At 71.2% G+C, this 18,928-nt stretch carries 16 protein-coding genes and 1 pseudogene; 11 read left to right on the forward strand and 6 right to left on the reverse strand.

Annotated features, from left to right (window positions below; all coding sequences use genetic code 11):
* Nucleotides 1–96: 96 nt before the first annotated feature.
* The 4 genes from GFD30_RS03220 to GFD30_RS03235 form a co-directional block, all read right to left on the reverse strand.
* Nucleotides 97–741 carry a TetR/AcrR family transcriptional regulator gene (locus GFD30_RS03220; RefSeq protein ID WP_153023735.1) on the reverse strand — a complete coding sequence of 215 codons (645 nt, stop codon included), beginning with the start codon at nt 739–741 and terminating at the stop codon, nt 97–99.
* A gap of 107 nt (nt 742–848) precedes the next feature.
* The gene (locus GFD30_RS03225; protein WP_322632901.1) at nt 849–2,324 is read right to left on the reverse strand and encodes an MFS transporter; all 1,476 of its coding nucleotides are present in this window, start codon (nt 2,322–2,324) and stop codon (nt 849–851) included.
* Between the two features lie 152 nt (nt 2,325–2,476).
* A complete protein-coding gene (locus GFD30_RS03230) occupies nt 2,477–2,662 on the reverse strand; it encodes a hypothetical protein (RefSeq protein WP_153023736.1) in 186 nt (61 codons plus the stop codon).
* 105 nt (nt 2,663–2,767) lie between these two features.
* Nucleotides 2,768–4,234, reverse strand: coding sequence for a serine/threonine protein kinase (locus GFD30_RS03235; protein ID WP_153023737.1), 1,467 nt, complete (start codon nt 4,232–4,234; stop codon nt 2,768–2,770).
* 178 nt (nt 4,235–4,412) lie between these two features.
* Between GFD30_RS03235 and GFD30_RS03240 the strand changes: the two genes are divergently transcribed.
* The 5 genes from GFD30_RS03240 (at nt 4,413) to GFD30_RS03260 (ending at nt 11,113) form a co-directional block, all read left to right on the forward strand.
* On the forward strand, nt 4,413–5,558 hold the full coding sequence (locus GFD30_RS03240; protein WP_153023738.1) for a citrate/2-methylcitrate synthase: 1,146 nt from the start codon (nt 4,413–4,415) through the stop codon (nt 5,556–5,558).
* 143 nt (nt 5,559–5,701) lie between these two features.
* A complete protein-coding gene (gene pta / locus GFD30_RS03245) occupies nt 5,702–7,759 on the forward strand; it encodes a phosphate acetyltransferase (protein WP_322632902.1) in 2,058 nt (685 codons plus the stop codon).
* Nucleotides 7,760–7,789: 30 nt separating this feature from the next.
* Nucleotides 7,790–8,974 carry an acetate/propionate family kinase gene (locus GFD30_RS03250; RefSeq protein ID WP_153023739.1) on the forward strand — a complete coding sequence of 395 codons (1,185 nt, stop codon included), beginning with the start codon at nt 7,790–7,792 and terminating at the stop codon, nt 8,972–8,974.
* A gap of 239 nt (nt 8,975–9,213) precedes the next feature.
* Nucleotides 9,214–9,672 (forward strand): DUF6220 domain-containing protein, encoded by a 459-nt coding sequence (locus GFD30_RS03255; RefSeq protein WP_153023740.1) that lies wholly within the window; start codon nt 9,214–9,216, stop codon nt 9,670–9,672.
* Complete coding sequence (locus tag GFD30_RS03260; protein WP_153023741.1) at nt 9,659–11,113, forward strand: multicopper oxidase family protein; 1,455 nt, start codon at nt 9,659–9,661, stop codon at nt 11,111–11,113. The genes GFD30_RS03255 and GFD30_RS03260 overlap by 14 nt, the downstream gene beginning before the upstream one ends.
* Nucleotides 11,114–11,258: 145 nt before the next feature.
* Here GFD30_RS03260 and GFD30_RS03265 read toward each other — a convergent pair.
* Nucleotides 11,259–11,684 (reverse strand): annotated as a pseudogene (locus GFD30_RS03265) (SsgA family sporulation/cell division regulator); the annotation flags it as partial.
* Between the two features lie 404 nt (nt 11,685–12,088).
* Here GFD30_RS03265 and GFD30_RS03270 point away from each other — a divergent pair.
* Nucleotides 12,089–12,757 (forward strand): O-methyltransferase, encoded by a 669-nt coding sequence (locus GFD30_RS03270; protein WP_153023743.1) that lies wholly within the window; start codon nt 12,089–12,091, stop codon nt 12,755–12,757.
* A 253-nt stretch (nt 12,758–13,010) separates the two neighbouring features.
* Nucleotides 13,011–15,008, forward strand: coding sequence for a glycosyl hydrolase (locus GFD30_RS03275; RefSeq protein ID WP_322632903.1), 1,998 nt, complete (start codon nt 13,011–13,013; stop codon nt 15,006–15,008).
* A 27-nt stretch (nt 15,009–15,035) separates the two neighbouring features.
* Here GFD30_RS03275 and GFD30_RS03280 read toward each other — a convergent pair whose 3' ends face one another.
* The gene (locus GFD30_RS03280) at nt 15,036–15,833 is read right to left on the reverse strand and encodes an SDR family NAD(P)-dependent oxidoreductase (protein WP_153023744.1); all 798 of its coding nucleotides are present in this window, start codon (nt 15,831–15,833) and stop codon (nt 15,036–15,038) included.
* 102 nt (nt 15,834–15,935) lie between these two features.
* Here GFD30_RS03280 and GFD30_RS03285 point away from each other — a divergent pair, with 102 nt between their 5' ends.
* The 4 genes from GFD30_RS03285 (at nt 15,936) to GFD30_RS03300 (ending at nt 18,905) form a co-directional block, all read left to right on the forward strand.
* On the forward strand, nt 15,936–17,234 hold the full coding sequence (locus GFD30_RS03285) for a sensor histidine kinase (RefSeq protein ID WP_194201827.1): 1,299 nt from the start codon (nt 15,936–15,938) through the stop codon (nt 17,232–17,234).
* A 28-nt stretch (nt 17,235–17,262) separates the two neighbouring features.
* The gene (locus tag GFD30_RS03290) at nt 17,263–17,904 is read left to right on the forward strand and encodes a response regulator (protein WP_153023746.1); all 642 of its coding nucleotides are present in this window, start codon (nt 17,263–17,265) and stop codon (nt 17,902–17,904) included.
* Nucleotides 17,905–18,104: 200 nt separating this feature from the next.
* The gene (locus GFD30_RS03295) at nt 18,105–18,482 is read left to right on the forward strand and encodes a helix-turn-helix transcriptional regulator (RefSeq protein WP_153023814.1); all 378 of its coding nucleotides are present in this window, start codon (nt 18,105–18,107) and stop codon (nt 18,480–18,482) included.
* A gap of 9 nt (nt 18,483–18,491) precedes the next feature.
* Nucleotides 18,492–18,905 carry a VOC family protein gene (locus tag GFD30_RS03300; protein WP_153023747.1) on the forward strand — a complete coding sequence of 138 codons (414 nt, stop codon included), beginning with the start codon at nt 18,492–18,494 and terminating at the stop codon, nt 18,903–18,905.
* Nucleotides 18,906–18,928 lie beyond the last annotated feature (23 nt).

Below are 18,928 nucleotides of genomic sequence, written 5' to 3' on the forward strand. Positions count from 1 at the left end.
AGGCCCGGCCAGTCGGCCGGGCCCTTTCGTTGCCCTGGGGTCTTGGGGCGGGCTCGGGGCGGACGTGGAAGGGCCTCCTGATTGGGAGGCCCTTTCTCATTCCTTCACGCCCTTGGGGATCCATCGGGCGCCCATTTCCTCGTCGGTCACGGGGCTGCCGGGGAGCGGGGCCGCACCGGGGGCGCGGAGGGCTTGGAGGTGGAGCTCGAGGATCCGGAGGCGGGCCTCGCGCGTCCGTTCGGCGTCGCCGATGGTGATCGAGGAGACGGATTCGGTGACCATCTGGAGGTCGCCGTTCTCGACGTCCTCGCGGAGCACGCCGGCGCTCTTGAACCGGGCGAGCATCGCCTTGTTTAGGGCGTCGCCCTCCATGGCGGCCTGGAACATGTCCGGGCTCGGCGTGAACGTGCCCGCCAGGCGCACCGTGATCGACGGCGTGTCGGCGACGACCACCGCCCGCATGAACGTGCGGAACGCCTCCCAAGGCTCCGCTTCCGACTCGACCGCCTCGCGCGCCAGCTCCATGTACCGGCGCAGGCCGTCGCCCGCGAGCTTGCGGAGCAGGTCCTCCTTGCTCGGGTAGCGCCGGTACAGCGCGCTGATGCCGACCCCGGCGCGCTTGGCGACCTCGGCGATCGGCGCCTCCGGGTCGTTGACGAACACCTCGTGGGCGGCCTCGAGGATGAGCTTGTCGTTGCGGGCGGCCTGGGCCTTGCGCCCGCTGAGCGGCTTGTCGGTCATGGCGTGCATCCTATCCGGAACAGAGCGGTTCATTCTGTTGGTGTTTCGTGCGGGTACGCCGGTGCCGGCCGCGCCCGAAGGCACGACCGGCAGGGCGTCAGGAGGGATCAGTGCTCGGCCTTCGCCTGCTTCGGCAGGCCGAACGCGACCAGGAACGCCACGACCGTGAGCAGGACCGTCAGCCCGGTCACGAGCTGCGCGGCGTGCATCGCCTCGGCGGCGCCGGCGCCGATCGCGAACCGGCCGAAGAACACCGTCCCGAGCCCGGCGACCCCGAGGGCCGAGGCGCCCTGCTGGAAGGACTCCAGGAGCCCCGAGGCCGAACCGACCTCGTGGTCCTCGAGGTCGCCGGTGATGATCCCGAACAGCGGCACGAAGATCACGCCCATGCCGATCCCGAAGACCAGGAACGCGGGGGAGAGCGCCCAGGTGCCGGGGGTCGCGTCGGCGCCGAACTGGAACCACAGGACCGCCAGGCCGGCGGCCATCGTGACGAGGCCGAGGTGCAGGATGCCGCGGCCGAGCTTCGGGGCGAGCGCCGCACTGGAACCGGAGCCGATGAAGGCGCCCACCGCCCACGCCGCCATCGCGAGGCTCGCTTCGAGCGGGCCGAAGCCGAGGCCGAGCTGGAGGAACAGGCCGACCGCGAGCGAGAAGCCGGTGACCGCACCGAAGAAGACGACCACGAAGGCGATGCCGGAGGTGTAGGAGCGCTTCTTGAAGACGCTCAGCTCGACCAGCGCGGTGCGGCCGGAGCGGGCGCGGCGGGCCTGGGTCCAGGCGAACAGGGCCAGCACCGGGACGGAGGCGACGAGCATCGCGATCGACCAGGCCGGCCAGCCGAGCTCGCGGCCTTCGACCAGCGGCACGAGCAGCAGGCACATCCCGGCGGCGGCGAGGAGCGCGCCGCCGAGGTCGAGCTTCAGGCCCTTGACGGCCGGGGCGCCGGCGGGGAGGATCTTCGCGCCGAGGGCGATCGCGGCGGCGCCGAGCGGCAGGTTGATCAGGAAGATCGAGCGCCAGCCGGTGCCGAGCAGGTCGGCGTCGACCAGGACGCCGGCGACGACCGGTCCGGCGATCGTGGCGAGCCCGATGGCCGGACCGAACAGCGCGTACGCCTTGCCCATGTCGCGGCCGAACATGTCGCGGATGAGTCCGAAGCACTGCGGCACCATGACTGCGGCGAAGACGCCCTGGACGACGCGGGCGGCGAGGAGCACCTCGATCGTGCCGGCGGCGCCGCATGCGAGCGAGGCGGCGAGGAAGCCGGCCAGGCCGATCATGAGGACCCGCTTGCGGCCGAACATGTCGCCGAGCCGGCCGCCGGTCAGGAGGCCGACCGCGAGGGCGAGGGTGTAGCCCGCCGAGAGCCACTGGAGCGTCGCGGCGGTGCCGCCGAGCTCGGTGCGGATCGCGGGGGCCGCGACGTTGACGATCGAGGCGTCGAGGAGGTTGAGGAGCGTCGCGGAGAGGATCGCGATGAGACCGAGCCAGCGGTGCGGGAAGACCTTCGGTTGGCTTGCGGCGGAAGGTGAGTCCTCGACCTTGCGGTCGGGGGCGGGGGTCTCGAGGATGGTGGTCACGGTTGCCTCCGGCTGATCCGAGTTCTGCGGAACGGAACGTTTGATTCCACTATAGCAGACCGGAATGATCTGTTCCGCTTACGGGGCGAAAAAATCCCGCAGCGCGGTTCATGACACCGCTGAGCTGCGGGAATAGGCTGCTTGCGCTGCCGCTAGGAGGTCTGCTGACCGGCGTTCAGGTAGCCGAAGATGATGATCATCGCGACCGCGACGATCACCAGCCACAGCGTCGCCTTGCGGAACTTGTGGCGCGCGCCGGGGGAGAACCACATGACCGCCGCCATGATGAGCAGGACCCCGACGACCACGCCGGGAGCGGCGCCCAGATTATCTTCCATCTTCTGACCAATCGCCTCTGAGAGTGACCGTGCAGGGACCGTTGTACCGGTCGCGCGTTCCATCATTCAGGCCGGGGCCCGGGCGGTCAACCCGCATCGCCCCGCTCACCACTCGCACGTGGTGCCCTCGGCTTGGCGTTCGTGGTAGGACAGCGTGATCCGGTCGGTGTGGTCGGCCTGCGAGCCGGGGGTCGGCGACTGCTGCATCACGGTGCAGTGCTCGGGTTCCGGCGTGTACCAGTAGTAGCCGACCGAGGCGACCGTATTGGTGAACCCGAGCTCCGCCAGGTAGTCGCGGGCGGCGAACGTGGTCATGCCGGTGACGTCCGGGACCTCGCCGCTGCTCGCCGCCGGCTGGTGATCCGGCCCCGAGTTCACGCCTTCCGTGTCCTCGTCGTCGACCTCGGCACCGCCTTCCTCGCCGCCCCCCTCGGCCGTCGACTCGGACTCCTCGGCCACCGGGGACTCGGTTGCGGACGCCGACGGCTCCGGCGAGCCGGTCGCGGACGGGGTCTCGACGCCCTCGGCCGCGGCCTCCGCAGTCGAGCCGTCGCCGGCGTCCGCACCGGGGCCGGTCGGCGAGTCGCCCGCCCACGAGCCCCAGAGCACGACCGCGACCAGCGCGACCACCGTCGCGATCGCGGTCGTCAAGAGCGCCAAGCGCTTTCGGGAGCGCGGCCGGTCCTCGACCGCCCCAGGATCCGCAGCCCGCCCCGGCTCGCGTTCCGGTTCCGGCGCGGGCGGCGGCACCGTGATCTCGCCGGTGACCGCGGTCCGGCACGCCGCCGCGAACGCCTCGCCCGACTCCCAGCGCTCGTCCGGCGCCTTCCGGAGCGACCGGTGCACCACCGAGGCGATCTGCGGCGGGATCGAGTCCGGGAGCGGCGGCGGCTCCTCGTACAGGTGGCTGTGGATGACCGCCATCGGGTCCCGGGCGGGGAACGGCGGCGTCCCGGTCAGGCACTCGTACGCGACCGCGCCGAGCGAGTACAGATCGGAGCTGCCGGTGACGTCTTGGTTCCGCAGTCGCTCGGGGGAGACGTACGGGACCGTGCCGAGCAGCTCCGTGCTGTCGGTCATCCGCGACTCGTTCACCAGCAGCGAGATGCCGAAGTCCACCACCCGGACCCGGTCGTCGGCGTCGATGAGGAGGTTCGCGGGCTTGACGTCGCGGTGGACGACACCGAGCCGGTGCGCCGCGCCGAGCGCGTCGGCGGTCTCGGCGATGATCCGCATGGTCCGCTCGGGGTCGAGCCGCTCCTCGCGGGCGAGCACCCGCGCCAGCGAATCGCCCTCGACCAGCTCCATCACCAGGAACTGGACGGTGCGGTCGCCGTCGAGCTCCTCGCCGAAGTCGTACACCTCGACGTAGTTCCCGCCCTTGAGGCTCGCGAGGGTCTCGGCCTCCCGCTTGAACCGCTTCCCGGCGCCGTCGACGCCGTGCAGGAGGATCTTGACCGCGACGTCGCGCTTGAGCAGCTCGTCGCGGGCGCGCCAGACCTCGCCCATGGCGCCGGAGTCGATGCGCCGGTCCAGGCGGTAGCGGTCGGAGAGGAGGGTTCCGGAATCCACGTGCAAACCTCGTTCGGAGCGTCCTGCGAAGCCCTGGACGGAGCCGAGGGCCGCTCTAGAAACCTGTTCTGCACCAGTCTGACGGCAGCGCGTCGGCGGCGGGTCCCCGGGTCGCGTTCGGACCCCTTGCCCGCGAAATCCCGTAGGCTGTCAAGCGAACCGAGCGGAGGAGGACCCAATGCCCGAATTCATCGAAGTCCCCAAGGGCCTCGACCGCGTCATCGTCGCCGACACCGAGATCGGCGACGTCCGCGGCGAGGAGGGCTTCTACCACTACCGGCAGTACAACGCCGTCGAGCTCGCCGAGCGCTGCTCCTTCGAGCAGGTCTGGTACCTCATGACCCACGCCGAACTGCCCACCCGCGAGCAGCTCGACGCCTTCAAGGCCCAAGTGGCCCCGTACCGCACCCTCACCCCGGAGCTGCGCGAACTGCTCCCGCACCTGGCCGCCGCCTCTCCGCTCGACGGCCTGCGCACCGCCCTGTCTGCCGCGTGCGCCGCCCGGCCGATGCGGCCGCTCCTCGACATCGACGAGGCCGCCCGCGCCGACGACGCGCTCTTCGCGTGCGCGGTCACCCCCGCGATCCTCACCGCCATGTGGCGCCTCGGCCAGGGGCTCGACCCGCTCGACCCGCGCGAGGACCTCGGCTACGCGGCGAACTACCTGTACATGATGACCGGCGAGGTGCCCTCTCCCGAGGCCGCGCGCGCGATCGAGCACTACCTGATCCTCACGATCGACCACGGGTTCAACGCCTCCACGTTCACCGCCCGCGTCATCGCCTCCACCGGCGCCGACCTCGGCGCGGCCCTCGTCGGGGCCGTCGGCGCCCTCTCGGGCCCGCTCCACGGCGGCGCCCCGGCACGGGCCCTCGACGCGCTCGACGCGATCGGCGGGCCCGACAACATCGACACCTGGATCCGCGGCGAGCTCGAGGCCGGGCGGCGCATCATGGGCTTCGGGCACGCGGTCTACAAGACCGACGACCCGCGCTCGCTGCACCTGCGGGAGGTCGCCGACCAGCTCGACGGGGACATCGTGGACTTCGCCAAGACCGTCGAGCGCCGCGTGGTGGAGATCCTCGCCGAGGTCAAGCCGGGCCGCAAGCTCTACACGAACGTCGAGTTCTATGCGGGCGTGGTCATGGAGCTCGCGGGCGTGCCGCGCCCGATGTTCACGCCGACCTTCACGACCAGCCGCGTCGTCGGCTGGAGCGCGAACATCCTCGAGCAGGCCCGCGACTCCAAGATCATCCGCCCCCGAGCCCGCTACGTCGGCACCCCGCCGCCGGTGCCCGTCCCCGACGGCGGCTTCGCCGGCTAGGCGCCGCGCCGGCCGGCGACGTCGGCGCCAGCCGTGCGCCACCGGGTCGGCGCCCTGCTCACGGGCGATCACGGCGAGTCTCACAAGTGAGCCGCCGCGCAGATCCCCTGCGGGGCGCGCACGGGGTGGATAGCGTTGGAGCCGTGGCTCAAAGTCTCTACCTCGCCAGCCTGGACCCCGGCAGCGGCAAGTCGACCGTGGCCGTCGGCGTCATGGACCTGCTCACCCGGCGCGCCGGGTCGGTCGCGGTCTTCCGCCCCATCGTCCGCGACGACCACACGGTCACCGGCGACCCGATCATCTCCCTCCTCCGCGAGCAGTACCGCCTGCCCGCCTCGTACGAGTCGTCGGTGGGCGTGACCTATTCGGACGTCCGCACCGACGCCGACGCCGCGCTCACCCGGATCGTCGAGCGCTACCACGAACTCGCCGACAAGCACGACGTCGTCCTCGTCGTCGGCTCCGACTTCTCCGACGTCTCCTCGCCGGTCGAGTTCGCCTACAACACCCGCGTCGCGGTCAACCTCGCCTCGCCGATGCTCCTCGTCGTCACCGGCCACCGCAAGAGCCCCGCCGACATCGCCGCAGCGCTCCGGTTCGGCACCGCCCAGGCCGAAGCCGACCACGCGACCGTGCTCGGCTCGATCGTCAACCGCGTCGACCCCGCGGACGCCGCGCTCGTCAAGGAGGCCCACCCCGGCACCGGCGTCGTCGCCGACGACCCCGACCTCGTCGCCCCCACGGTCGGCGAACTCATCGAGGCCGCCGACGGGACGCTGCTCTCGGGCGACCCGGACGTGTTCACCCGCACCGTCGGCGACATCGTCGTCGCGGCCATGACCCTCCCGAACCTCCTCACCCGCCTCGCCGACGACAAGGCCGTGATCCTCCCCGGCGACCGCTCCGAAGTCCTCCTCGGCCTCATCGCCGCCCACCTCGCCGAAGGCACCCCCAGCCTCTCGGCGGTCTTCCTCACCGGCGGCCTGCGGCCCCAGCCGCAGATCCTCGACATCGTCGCCGGCCTCGACTCGAAGCTGCCGATCGCGCTCGTCCAGCACGACACCTTCGACATGGCCAACCTCGTCGGCGACGTCACCGGCTCACTCGCCGCCGGCGGCCAGCGCAAGATCACCCGCGCCCTCGAGGACTTCGCCGCCGGCGTCGACGGCGACGACCTGCTCGACCGGCTCGCGCTCTCGAAGCCGACCGTGGTCACCCCGATCATGTTCGAGCACTCGATGCTCGGGCGCGCCAAGGCGCTCGACAAGCACATCGTCCTCCCCGAAGGCGCCGAGCCGCGGATCCTCAAGGCCGCCGAGATCCTCATGCGCCGCGACGTGGCGCGCCTGACGCTCCTCGGCGAGGAGTCCGAGATTCGCTCGCAGGCCGCGCAACTGGGCGTCGACATCACCGGGGCCCACATCCTCAACCCCGGCGACCACGAGATCCGCGAGCGGTTCGCGAAGGAGTACGCGCGGCTGCGCGCCCACAAGGGCGTCACCGTCGAGGCCGCGTACGACCAGGTCGCCGACGTGTCCTATTTCGGCACCATGATGGTCCACACCGGCATGGCCGACGGCATGGTCTCCGGCGCGGTCCACACCACCGCGCACACCATCCGGCCCTCGTTCGAGATCATCAAGACCAAGCCGGACGTCGCCGTGGTCTCCTCGGTGTTCTTCATGTGCCTCGAAGACCGGGTGCTCGTCTACGGCGACTGCGCCGTCAACCCGAACCCCGATGCCGAGCAGCTCGCCGACATCGCGCTATCCTCGGCAGGCACCGCCGCCGAGTTCGGCGTGGAACCGCGGGTGGCGATGCTCTCGTACTCGACCGGTACCTCGGGCCACGGCGAGGCCGTGGACAAGGTCCGGGCGGCGACCGAGATCGTCCGCGCCCGCAGGCCCGACCTCCCGGTGGAGGGGCCGATCCAGTACGACGCCGCCGCCGACGCCGGCGTCGCGGGCACGAAACTCCCGGACTCCCAGGTCGCCGGGAAGGCCACCGTCTTCATCGTCCCCGACCTGAACACCGGCAACAACCTGTACAAGGCCGTGCAGCGCTCGGCCGGCGCGATCGCCGTCGGCCCGGTGCTCCAGGGCCTGCGCAAGCCGGTCAACGACCTGTCGCGGGGCGCCACGGTGCCGGACATCGTCAACACGGTCGCGCTCACCGCGATCCAAGCGAGCCAGACCGCCTGAGCGGGCGGGCGCTCTAGAGGGGAAAGTGCCATGAGCGCACCGGTCCTGGTGATCAACTCCGGTTCCTCGTCGATCAAGTACCAGCTGGTCGACGGCGACACGATGGAGGCGTCGACCTCGGGCCTGATCGAGCGCATCGGACAGTCCGGTTCCGTCCTCACCCACAAGCACGCGGGCGAGAAGACCGAGCGGGAGGGCCGCTTCGCCGACTACGCCGCCGGACTGGAGGCGATGGTCGCGGCCTTCGACGAGCACGGGACGCCGCTGGCCGAGGCCGGGCTCATCGCGGTCGCGCACCGCGTCGTCCACGGCGGCGAGCGGTTCGTGCAGCCCGTCGTCGTCGACGACGAGGTCGAGCGCGCCATCGACGAGCTCTCGGCGCTCGCGCCCCTGCACAACCCCGCGAACCTCGAGGGCATCCGGACCGCCCGCAAGCTCTTCCCGAAACTGCCGCAGGTCGCCGTGTTCGACACCGCGTTCCACGCCACGGTGCCCGAGCGCGCCCACCTGTACGCGGTGCCCTCGTCGTGGCGCGAGGACCACGGGGTGCGCCGGTACGGCTTCCACGGCACCTCCCACGCGTACGTCTCCCGAAAGGCCGCCGAGATGCTCGGCAAGAGCCCCAAGGAGGTCAACGTGATCGTCGCGCACCTCGGCAACGGCGCCTCCGTGACCGCCGTCGAGCGGGGCCGCTCGATCGACACGTCGATGGGCCTCACCCCGCTCGAGGGCCTGGTGATGGGGACGCGGTCGGGCGACATCGACCCGGCGATCGTCTTCCACATGCACCGCCGGACCGGCGCCAGCTTCGCCGACCTCGATGCGGCCCTGAACAAGCAGTCCGGGATGCTCGCGCTCAGCGGGCACAGCGACAACCGCGCGATCGAGCGGGCCGCCGCGGCGGGCGACCGGGCCGCGCAGACGGCGCTCGAGATCTACTGCTACCGGATCCGCAAGTACATCGGCTCCTACATCGCCGCGCTCGGCGGAGCGGACGCGATCGCGTTCACCGCCGGCATCGGCGAGAACAGCGCCGAAGTGCGCGCCCGGGCCCTCGGGTCCCTCGTCGCCCTCGGCGTCGACCTCGACGAGGCCGCGAACGCCGCGGGCGGGCCGGTCATCTCCACACCCGACTCGCCGATCACGGTGATGGTCATTCCGACCAACGAGGAAGGCGAGATCGCCGCCCAGACGGCGGCGCTGCTGCGCAGCTGACCGGGCGTCACGGGAGGGTCCGGGCAAAACGGGCAACCGGCGGGCCCCGATTCGACAACCCTGACAGCCGGGTCCGACAAGCCGGCCGGGATGGTCGATCGGCGACACGGCCCCGCGAACGGGTCTCCGGTCCGCCTTTTCGCCGCGCCGCTCGGCGATTTCGGCGAACTTCGATACCCATCGTGTGCTTATCATCACCCTCAGTACGGGTCCCTGAACTCGGCCAGAAGGGCACACTGATGAGACTTCTCTACCGCATCCTCGCGTTCATCATCGCCGTGGAGGTCGCGATCCAGGCGGCGGTCATGGTCTGGGCCGTCGCCGGCCTCTACGTCTGGGTCGACGGCGGCGGCGTGCTCGACTCGGCGGTGCTGCAGAGCGAGGAGGCCCCGCCGTTCGACGAGGCGCTCGGGTTCATGCTCCACGGCATGAACGGCATGATGGTCATCCCCGCGCTCGCGCTGATCCTCCTGATCGTGTCGTTCTTCGCCAAGGTCAGGGGCGGGATCGTCCGCGCCCTCGTCCTCCTGGTCCTCATCGTCCTCCAGGTCTTCCTCGGGCTGTGGGGCCACGAGGCCGCGATCCTCGGCCTCTTCCACGGCCTGAACGCGTTCCTGATCTACGGCGGCGCCCTCATGGCCGGCATCCGGGCCCGCAAGCCCGCCTCGGAGCCAGTGACCGGGAATGCGACTCAGTAGACGCGCCAAGATCCTCGCGGCCGTGGCCGCGACGGTCGCGGTCCTGGGCCCCGTGGCCTGGTTCTGGCACTCCAGCCTGCTCCCCGACGCCTACTCGGTCACGGACATGGGATACCACGACCGCGGCGGCGGGCCCGACCACGACGCGTCCACCGCCCCGCAGGCGGTGGACGCGCTCACCGTGCCCGACGGCCTCGAAGCCGACGTGCGCGTCACCCTCACCGCCGAGCGGCGGGAGTTCACCCTCGCCTCCGGCAGGCGCGTCGACGGCTACACCCTCAACGGCTCCTCCCCGGGCCCGGAGATCCGCGCCGAGCACGGCCAGCTCATCGAAGTCCGGCTCCTGAACGAGTCCGTCCCCGACGGCGTCACCCTCCACTGGCACGGCGTCGACGTGCCCGGCGCCATGGACGGCGCCGCGGGCGTCACCCAGGACGCCGTCGGCCCCGGCGGCGAGTTCGTCTACCGCTTCTTCGCCGACCAGGTCGGCACCTTCTGGTACCACTCGCACCAGGTCTCCCACGAGCAGGTTCGCGGCGGCCTGCTCGGGCCGCTCGTCATCACGCCCGCCTCCGGCCCGCCCGCGGACGTGGACGCGGTGGCGCTCGTGCACCACTACGACGGGCGGCGGACCGTCAACGGCCGCGAAGGCGTGGACCGGGTGGCCGCCGCGCCGGGCGACACCGTCCGCGTCCGGATCGTGAACACCGACTTCGAGGTGATGCGGGTGTGGGTCGACGGCGCCCGGTTCCGCGTGGCCGCCGTCGACGGCACCGGGCTCCACGAGCCCGCGGAGGTCGAGGACGTCACCGTCATGGTCGCCGCGGGCGGCCGGAACGACCTCGAGTTCACCGTGCCCGCGCGCGGCCCCGTCCGCGTCAACCTCGGCGCCACGGCAGCGCTCCTCGTCGGCGACGGCACGACCGCGGCCTCCGAACGGCCGCAGGAGGTCCTCGATCTGCTCCACTATGGATCACCGCGGGGGATCGGGTTCGATCCGGGCGCGCCCGACCGCGAGTTCGCGTTCGGCATCGGCCGCCGCCCCGGGTTCCTCGACGGCCGGCCGGGGGTCTGGTGGACCGTCAACGGCGGCCTGTTCCCCGACGTTCCGATGTTCACCGTCGCGTACGGCGACATCGTGCGGATGCGGATCACGAACGACAGCGGCGAGTCCCATCCGATGCACCTCCACGGCCACCACGCGGTGGTGCTCTCCCGCGACGGCGTCGCCGCGACCGGGAGCCCCTGGTGGATCGACTCGCTCGAGGTCGGCGACGGCGAGACCTACGAGATCGCGTTCGAGGCCGACAACCCCGGCATCTGGATGGACCACTGCCACAACCTGCCCCACGCCGCCGAGGGCCTGGTCGCGCACCTGGTCTACGAGGGGATCACCGAGCCGTTCCTCATCGGCGGCGACGCGCACAACCACCCGGAGTGACAGGACGCGCGATCCACGCGGCAGCCGCGGCGACGCGAAGGCGCGCAGTTGCGGCTGAGAGCGCCCGGAGCACCGCGAGGGCGGACCGGAGACCCGGTCCGCCCTCGCGGTCGTCGGCAGGGCTGGGAGGCCGCGCTAAGACACCCCCGGCCAGGAGCTTCGTGAGGGTCGTGTCCATGTCGACGTAACCCGATTCCCGGCCGCGGGGGACCAGGCTGTAGGCCCGGCGGAGGAAGCGCTGCACCACGCCGCGGTTGATCTCGAAGAGGGCGTTGCCGTCGGGCGAGGAGAGGGCGAGGGCGACCGATTCCCCCCGCGGAGTCGTCCAGGGCCAGACGCGCACGTCGCCGATGCCGGTGGGCTCCTCCAGCCCCTTCGCGAGCAGTTCGCGGGAGAACGACCAGGCCACCTGGTCGGCGTCCGTCCCGTCCGGATGGAACATCACGCAGACCGCGTAAGGGTCGTCCGGGTCGTATCGCAGACTCGCGCGCACACTCACCGTCGCGAAATCGGGCGCGACGAGCCGCATGGTGGTGCCGATATCGACAGTCGCCGATCGTGCCATGCTCATAGCGTTACCCCCCAGTGTGCGACCGGGCTCCCCCGAAGCCGGCCGTCGTTCCAGCCCGCCGCCGCACCGGATGAAGCCGGTTTCGCGGCCGCGAACAAGTCGTGATTCAGGTCTATCATTCAAGCCGTTGCACCGTACGACGATCGGCAAGACCGAGCCCGGCGCGTTCAGCTGATTCAGGGGCAAAATCCGACAAAAGGCCACTGTCGAGCATCCGTCGATGTCGTAATTACAACAACCGGCTTCACCCATTCGCGGTACTATTCCCGGCCCGCGACGCGGGCGGCCTGATAGCGCGTTCGTCCCACTCGACTGGAAAGTCCGAATTTAACGGAGCGAGTCCGGTCAGGGGGCGGTGATAGCGTTTCATCGACGTTCTCGGACCCGTCGGAAGGGGCGAAGCAATGGGCCAGGGGCAATGGACCGAAGTCGACGCGTTCCTCGGATCGCTGCTGGTCGGTGAGGACGAGGTCCTCGCCGGGGTGACGACCGCGGCCCAGAAGGCCGGGCTGCCGCCGATCTCGATCTCGCCCGCGCAGGGCAAGCTCCTCTACCTGCTCGCGAAGACCTTGGGCGCCAAGCGGATCCTCGAGATCGGGACGCTCGGCGGCTACAGCGCGATCTGGATGGCGCGGGCGCTGCCCTCGGACGGGCACCTGATCAGCCTCGAGTACAGCCCGCGGCACGCCGAGGTCGCCAGCGGCAACGTCGCGCGCGCCGGACTCGTCGGCACCGTGGAGATCCGCGTGGGCGCCGCCGCCGAGACCCTGCCGAAGCTCGCCCAGGAGGGCGTCGGCCCGTTCGACATGGTGTTCATCGACGCCGACAAGGGCGGCTACCCCCGCTACCTCGACTGGGCGCTCGAGATGACCCGGCCGGGGAGCCTCATCATCGCCGACAACGTGGTGCGCGGCGGGGCCGTCGCCGACGGGCTCAGCCGCGACCCGAACGTGCAGGGGGTCCGGTCCTACCTGGAGAAGGTCGCCGCGAACCCGAAGCTGGAGGGCACCGTCATGCAGACCGTCGGCGTCAAGGGCTACGACGGGCTCTCGATCGCCCGCGTCCTCGACTAGAACGCCTATCGCGCAGGGGCGGCGGGGTCTCCCGCCGCCCCTGTCGCGTGCCCGGGCCTGCGGTTCCGTCTGCACTGGACGATCAGAACCGATTCAGCGTCGATCACGACGGCGACCACCTCATCGCCACGCGTTGACATCGACATATTCCGATGTCTATGATGAGGATCGCTTAACCGATTCAGTGCCTGTTTGTCCGTTGATCCAGGTCCAACCCCTCCAGCGAGGGCTCAGCGTGTCGAAGGAGACGCAAGTGCCAGACTCCTCCCCCCGTGCGCCGAGGCGCGCGGTCATCGCCATGGGCGCCGCCGCGGCCGCCGTGGCCGGCCTGCCGGTCCCGGCATCCGCCGCCGGCCGGCCCACCCCCGTGGACCTCGTCGACGACAAGGCCACCCGCGAGACCCGGGCCCTGTTCCAGTACCTGCGCGAAACCCAGGGCCGAGGGATCATGTTCGGCCACGAGCACTCCCTCTCCGACGGGTTCACCTTCACCGAGATGGACGGCTACGCGTCCGATGTGGAGGCCGTCACGGGCGACTACCCGGCCGTGTTCGGCTGGGACACCCTCATCCTCAACGGCTTCCAGAAGCCCGGCGTCTACGGCGGCACCGTCGAGGAGAACATCGCGGCGCTCAGCCACGCGTTCAAGGAGAGCGACGCCCGCGGCGGGATCAACATCCTCAGCGCCCACCTCTACAACTTCGTGACCGGCGGGAACTTCTGGGACACCGCCGGGCGCGTGGTCAGCCAGATCCTCCCGGGCGGTTCCGAGCACGCCGAGTACAACGAGTTCCTCGACCGCATCGCGGCCGGCGTCAAGGGCGCCCAGCGCGCCGACGGCACCCTCATCCCCGTCATCTTCCGGCCCTTCCACGAGAACAACGGCGGCTGGTTCTGGTGGGGCGCCGGGCATACCACCTCGGCCGAGTTCATCGAGATCTTCCGCTACACCGTCGAGTACCTGCGCGACCGCAAGTGCGTGCGCAACCTCCTCTACTCGTACTCGCCGAACTCGAGCTTCGGCGGCGACCCCACGAACTACCTCAAGACCTACCCGGGCGACGAGTTCGTCGACGTCCTCGGCTACGACGCCTACGACTCCACCGCCGGCTCCGCCGAATGGCTCGCCGCCACGGTCGAGGACCTCGCGATGGTCGTCGGCCTCGCCGAAGAACGCGGCAAGATCCCCGCGTTCACCGAGTTCGGCGAGTCCGGAGAGGAGGGACGCGACCTCACCTGGTTCACCGACCTCCTCGCCGCCCTCAAGGCCGACCCCGCCGCGAGCCGCGTCTCCCACATGCTCACCTGGGCGAACTTCGGCGGCACCAACCGCGCGTACGTGCCCTTCCCCGGGCACGCCCTCGAACCGGACTTCGTCGCCTACCACCAGGACCCGTACTCCCTCTTCGCGTCCGATCTGGACGGCGTCTACGACGCCCGCACCGCGGCCGTCCCCAACGCGCCGTTCCTCCACCTCGCCACCCCCACCGACCGCCAGCGCATCACCGAGCCCCAGGCCGTGATCCGCGTGCGCCTGACCGCCGGGACCGCCCGGAAGGTCACGTATGCGATCGACGGCGGCGCCCCGGTGGCGCTGCGCCTCGACGACGCCGGCTACTACTCCGGCACCTGGGACATCGATCCGTCCTGGCTGGACAACCGCAAGGTCACGATCGCGGTGAGCGCCAAGCTGCGCAGCGGCCGGACGCTCACCGACACGGCCGACGTGCTCCTCGGCGAGGTCGTGCCGCTCCCGCCCGGCTGGGTCGACGACTTCGAGGGCTACGCGGGCGACGACCAGTCGCTCAGCGAGGCGTACAGCCACGTCAACGCCAACACGACCGCCCACTCGGCCGACCGCAAGGGCGGCGGGGACTACGGCCTGGCCTACTCCTACGACTTCACCGGCGCCGGCTACACCGGCATCGGGAAGTCCGTGGTCGCCGACTGGACCGCGTTCAGCCGCTTCGTGGTCTGGATGCAGGGCGACGGCTCGACCAACGGCGCCACGTTCCAGATCGTCGCCAAGGGCGCCTACTTCGAGTACAACGTCGGCCTCGGCGACACCGCCGCGAAGGAGGTCACCGCGCCGTTCGCGGACTTCCGGCCCGCGCCGTGGGACACCGGCCACGCCGGCGAGCTGCTCGACGCCGAGCACCTGGCGGAGGTCTCCGCGTTCTACCTGTACCTCGGGTACGGCGGGTCGCAGGCCACCGGCACCGTCCACTTCGACGACATCCGCGCCGAGTAGCCGACAGGGCCCCGCTCCGGCGGGGCCCTACTTGAGCTGGTAGTCCGCGAACCGCTTGAGGACCAGTCCGATCAGGAGGGTCATGAGCTTGCGCGGGCGCCGGGGCATCAGGTGCGCCTCCGGCCAGTTCCGCGCGTCGGGGACGACGTAGCCGCGGTCGCGGTCGAGGGCCCGCAGCGACTGCCGGACGATCCGCTCGGGGTCGGCCAGGAGCCAGCCGAGGCGGCGCCGGTCGTACTTGATGCCGTTCGCGATCGGGAAGCCGGTGTCCACCGGCCCGGGGCAGACCGCCAGGACCTTCACACCGGTCCCGCGGGTCTCGGCCCACAGCCCGAGGCTGTAGTTCACGACGAACGCCTTCGTGGCCGCGTACAGCGCCATGTACGGCTGCGCCTGGAAGCCCGCCATGGACGCGACGTTCACGACCGCGCCGCTGCCGCGCTCGCACATCGCCGGAAGGAACCGCTTGACGAGGTCGACGACGGCGACCACGTTCACCATCGCGGTGTCGCGGCCGAAGTCGGCGCCGATGGCGGTGTCGCGCCCGAACGCGCCGATCCCGGCGTTGTTGACCAGGACCTCGACGGTGATCCCGGCGGCGTCGACGGCCGCGCCGACCCGCTCGGCCGCGCCCGGCCGGGCCAGATCCTGCACGACGACCAGGGCCTCGGCGCCGTGGCGCTCCCGCAGGAGCGCGGCGAGCGCCTCGAGTCTGGCGCCCGAGCGGGCGACGACGACCACGTTCATGCCCCGCGCCGCGAGCTGGTGCGCGAAGGCCGCGCCGATGCCCGACGACGCACCCGTGACGAGCGCCCACGACCTCATGCCGAACCCCCTTTTCGCCGCCCCAGCCTAGCGTTCTGTTCGCGCGGCAGGTCGCGTCGCAGGTCGCGGCGGTTGTGAGGGTAGGCTTGCCCCACCATGTCGATGCCGGCCAATCCCATCACGCGGCGACTGGCCCTTCCGGGCTGGTCGGTCCTGCGCTTCAGCCTGACGCTCATAGCGGCGGCCCTCCTGGTCGCGGCGATAGCCACCGGGGTCCTCGTGGTGTTCTGGATCGGCATACCGGTCGCGGTCGCGGTCTTCCTCGCGATCCGCGTCTGGGCCAACGCGCAGCGGCGGATCATAGGAGAGCAGCTCGGCGTCGTCATCCCGGTGCCCTACCGGGAGCGGCCCAAGGGCGCCCGCATCGACCACCAGGCGCTCCTGCTCGTCCGCGAGGCCGCGACCTGGCGGGACTTCGCGTGGCTGGCGATCGACGCGACCCTCGGGTTCCTCGTCAACCTGCTCTACCTGAGCGTCTTCGGCGTCGCCGTCTACTACCTCGTGCAGCCGGTGCTGCTGGTGACGCTCTTCCGGGCGTCGCCGAACCCGGTCGTGAACGACTTCGGGTTCTACGACTTCGACACCCCGATGAAGACCCTGCTGCTGGTGCCGCTCGCGCTCGGCTGCGGCGTCGCCTGGTGGCGCTGGGGCGAGCTGTTCCTGCGCTGGTACTCCCACCTCGGCGTGCTCCTGCTCGGCCCGACCGCGAAGGCCCTGCTCACCGCCCGCGTCTCGGAGCTGCGCCAGGCCCGCGACCAGGCCACCGACCATGCCGCCGCCGAGCTGCGGCGGATCGAACGCGACCTCCACGACGGCGCTCAGGCCCGGATCGCCGCCCTCAGCCTCACCCTCGGCATGGCCGAGGAGCTGCTCCACCAGAACCGGCCCGAGCAGGCGGTCGGCCTCGTCTCCGAGGCCCGCCAGACCTGCTCGGACGTGCTCGACGAGATCCGCCAGCTCGTGCGGGGCATCCACCCGCCCGTGCTCGCCGACCGCGGCCTCACCGGCGCGCTCCAGGCGATGGCCCTCGACCACCCGCTGCCGGTCTCGGTCGTCGACCGGCTCGGCGAGCGGCTGCCCGCCCCGGTCGAGGCCGCCGTGTACTTCGCGACGAACGAGGTCCTCACCAACATCACCAAGCACGCCCTGGCCGGCCAGGTGCAGATCGTCGTCACGCACGTGGACGGCCTCGTGAAGGTCGAGATCCGCGACGACGGCCGCGGCGGCGCGGTCATCGCGCCCGGCGGCGGCCTCGACGGGGTGCGCCGGCGCCTCGCCGCGTTCGACGGCACCCTCGACCTCGACAGCCCCGAGGGCGGACCGACGACCGTCACCCTGACCATCCCCGCCCTCTCGGTCGGCGCGTCGGGCGACGACAATGGGCGCGCGGCCGGCCGCTGAGCCCGGAACCCGAATCGAAGGAGGCTCCATGGACGTCGTCCTCGCCGAAGACCACTCACTCCTGCGAGACGGCCTCACGCGGATGCTCGAAGCGCACGACTTCACCGTCGTCGAAGCCGTCGACAACGGACCCGCGCTCACCGCCGCGCTGCTCAAGCACCGCCCCGACGTCGCCGTCGTCGACATCCGGCTGCCCCCCACGTTCAAGGACGAGGGGCTGCGCGCCGCCATCGAGGCCCGCCGCCACATCCCGGCCCTGCCGATCCTCGTCCTCTCCCAGTACGTCGAGCAGCTCTACGCCCGCGAACTCCTCGGCGACCGCCGCGGCGGCGTCGGCTACCTGCTCAAGGACCGCATCTCCAACGTCGGCGAGTTCATCGAGGCGCTCCGGCGCGTCGCCGCCGGCGGCACCGCCATGGACCCGGAGGTCGTCGCCCGGCTCCTCGGCAAGCAGGCCAACCGCCTCGACGCGCTCACCCCGCGCGAGCACGAGGTCCTCGGGCTGATGGCCGAGGGCCGCACGAACGCCGCCATCGCCGCCTCCCTCTACATCACCGAGAAGGCCGTCGGCAAGCACTCGGCGAACGTGTTCCGCAAGCTCGGCCTCGGCCAGTCCGAGGACGACAACCGCCGCGTCCTGGCGGTCCTCGCCTACCTCGAGGGGAACTAGCGCCCGCCCGGTGCATCAGCACGGTCTGATCGCCGCTGTCACCGAACACCGATGTCCGCGGGGCCCTCCGCCTCGCGAGCGAGCGAACGGCCTCGCCCTGACGTACAGGACAGGCCCTGGCCCGGCGGAGCGTCGGGGGACTGTGCGATCGTTGGGGCGTGGAACTGGAGGACCTCGTCCGGCTGCGCCGGGCCCGCGACATGATGGACCGCGACTACGCGAAGCCGCTCGACGTGCCCGCGCTCGCGAAGGTGGCGCTCATGTCGTCCGGGCACTTCTCGCGGAGCTTCCGCGCGGCGTACGGCGAGACCCCGTACTCGTACCTCATGACGCGGCGCATCGAGCGGGCGAAGGCGCTGCTGCGGCGCGGCGACCTGTCGGTGACCGAGGTGTGCTTCGCGGTCGGCTGCACCTCGCTGGGCACGTTCTCGACCCGGTTCACCGAACTGGTGGGGGAGAGCCCGAGCGCCTACCGGGCCCGGAACCACGACGACGGCGCGTCGATCCCGGCGTGCATCGCGAAGGCGTACACCAGGCCGGTCAGGAATCGAGAAGCGAAGCCCTCCGGAGCCTCGTAGGTTGGTCCCATGAGCATCAACCTTTCCCAGTGCTTCATCGCCGTCGACGACCACGACAAGGCCATCGCCTTCTACCGGGACGTCCTGGGCATGGAGGTCCGCAACGACGTCGGCTTCGAGGGGATGCGGTGGGTCACCGTCGGCTCCCCCGACCAGCCGGACGTGAACATCGTCCTCGAACCGCCGCTCGCCGACCCGAACGCCTCGGAGGCCGACCGGCAGACCATGAACGAGCTCCTCGCCAAGGGCCTGCTGCGCGGCGTCATCTTCGAGACCGACGACGTCGACGCCACCTTCGAGCGGATCAGCGCCGCCGGAGCCGACGTCCTCCAAGAACCGATGGACCAGCCGTACGGGGTGCGCGACTGCGCGTTCCGCGACCCGGCCGGCAACATGCTCCGGTTCAACCAGCCTCGTAAGTAGACGGGGCGCTAGTCGTAAGCAGA

This window comes from Glycomyces albidus, assembly GCF_009451885.1.
In the GTDB taxonomy this organism is placed as follows: domain Bacteria; phylum Actinomycetota; class Actinomycetes; order Mycobacteriales; family Micromonosporaceae; genus Glycomyces; species Glycomyces albidus.

Excerpts from the sequence above, each read along its gene's own strand:
- GFD30_RS03220 (WP_153023735.1), bottom strand. The coding sequence starts at position 741 with ATGACCGACAAGCCGCTCAGCGGGCGCAAGGCCCAGGCCGCCCGCAAC.
- GFD30_RS03230 (WP_153023736.1), bottom strand. The coding sequence starts at position 2,662 with ATGGAAGATAATCTGGGCGCCGCTCCCGGCGTGGTCGTCGGGGTCCTG.
- GFD30_RS03240 (WP_153023738.1), top strand. The coding sequence starts at position 4,413 with ATGCCCGAATTCATCGAAGTCCCCAAGGGCCTCGACCGCGTCATCGTC.
- GFD30_RS03250 (WP_153023739.1), top strand. The coding sequence starts at position 7,790 with ATGAGCGCACCGGTCCTGGTGATCAACTCCGGTTCCTCGTCGATCAAG.
- GFD30_RS03255 (WP_153023740.1), top strand. The coding sequence starts at position 9,214 with ATGAGACTTCTCTACCGCATCCTCGCGTTCATCATCGCCGTGGAGGTC.
- GFD30_RS03260 (WP_153023741.1), top strand. The coding sequence starts at position 9,659 with ATGCGACTCAGTAGACGCGCCAAGATCCTCGCGGCCGTGGCCGCGACG.
- GFD30_RS03270 (WP_153023743.1), top strand. The coding sequence starts at position 12,089 with ATGGGCCAGGGGCAATGGACCGAAGTCGACGCGTTCCTCGGATCGCTG.
- GFD30_RS03280 (WP_153023744.1), bottom strand. The coding sequence starts at position 15,833 with ATGAGGTCGTGGGCGCTCGTCACGGGTGCGTCGTCGGGCATCGGCGCG.
- GFD30_RS03285 (WP_194201827.1), top strand. The coding sequence starts at position 15,936 with ATGCCGGCCAATCCCATCACGCGGCGACTGGCCCTTCCGGGCTGGTCG.
- GFD30_RS03290 (WP_153023746.1), top strand. The coding sequence starts at position 17,263 with ATGGACGTCGTCCTCGCCGAAGACCACTCACTCCTGCGAGACGGCCTC.
- GFD30_RS03295 (WP_153023814.1), top strand. The coding sequence starts at position 18,105 with ATGATGGACCGCGACTACGCGAAGCCGCTCGACGTGCCCGCGCTCGCG.
- GFD30_RS03300 (WP_153023747.1), top strand. The coding sequence starts at position 18,492 with ATGAGCATCAACCTTTCCCAGTGCTTCATCGCCGTCGACGACCACGAC.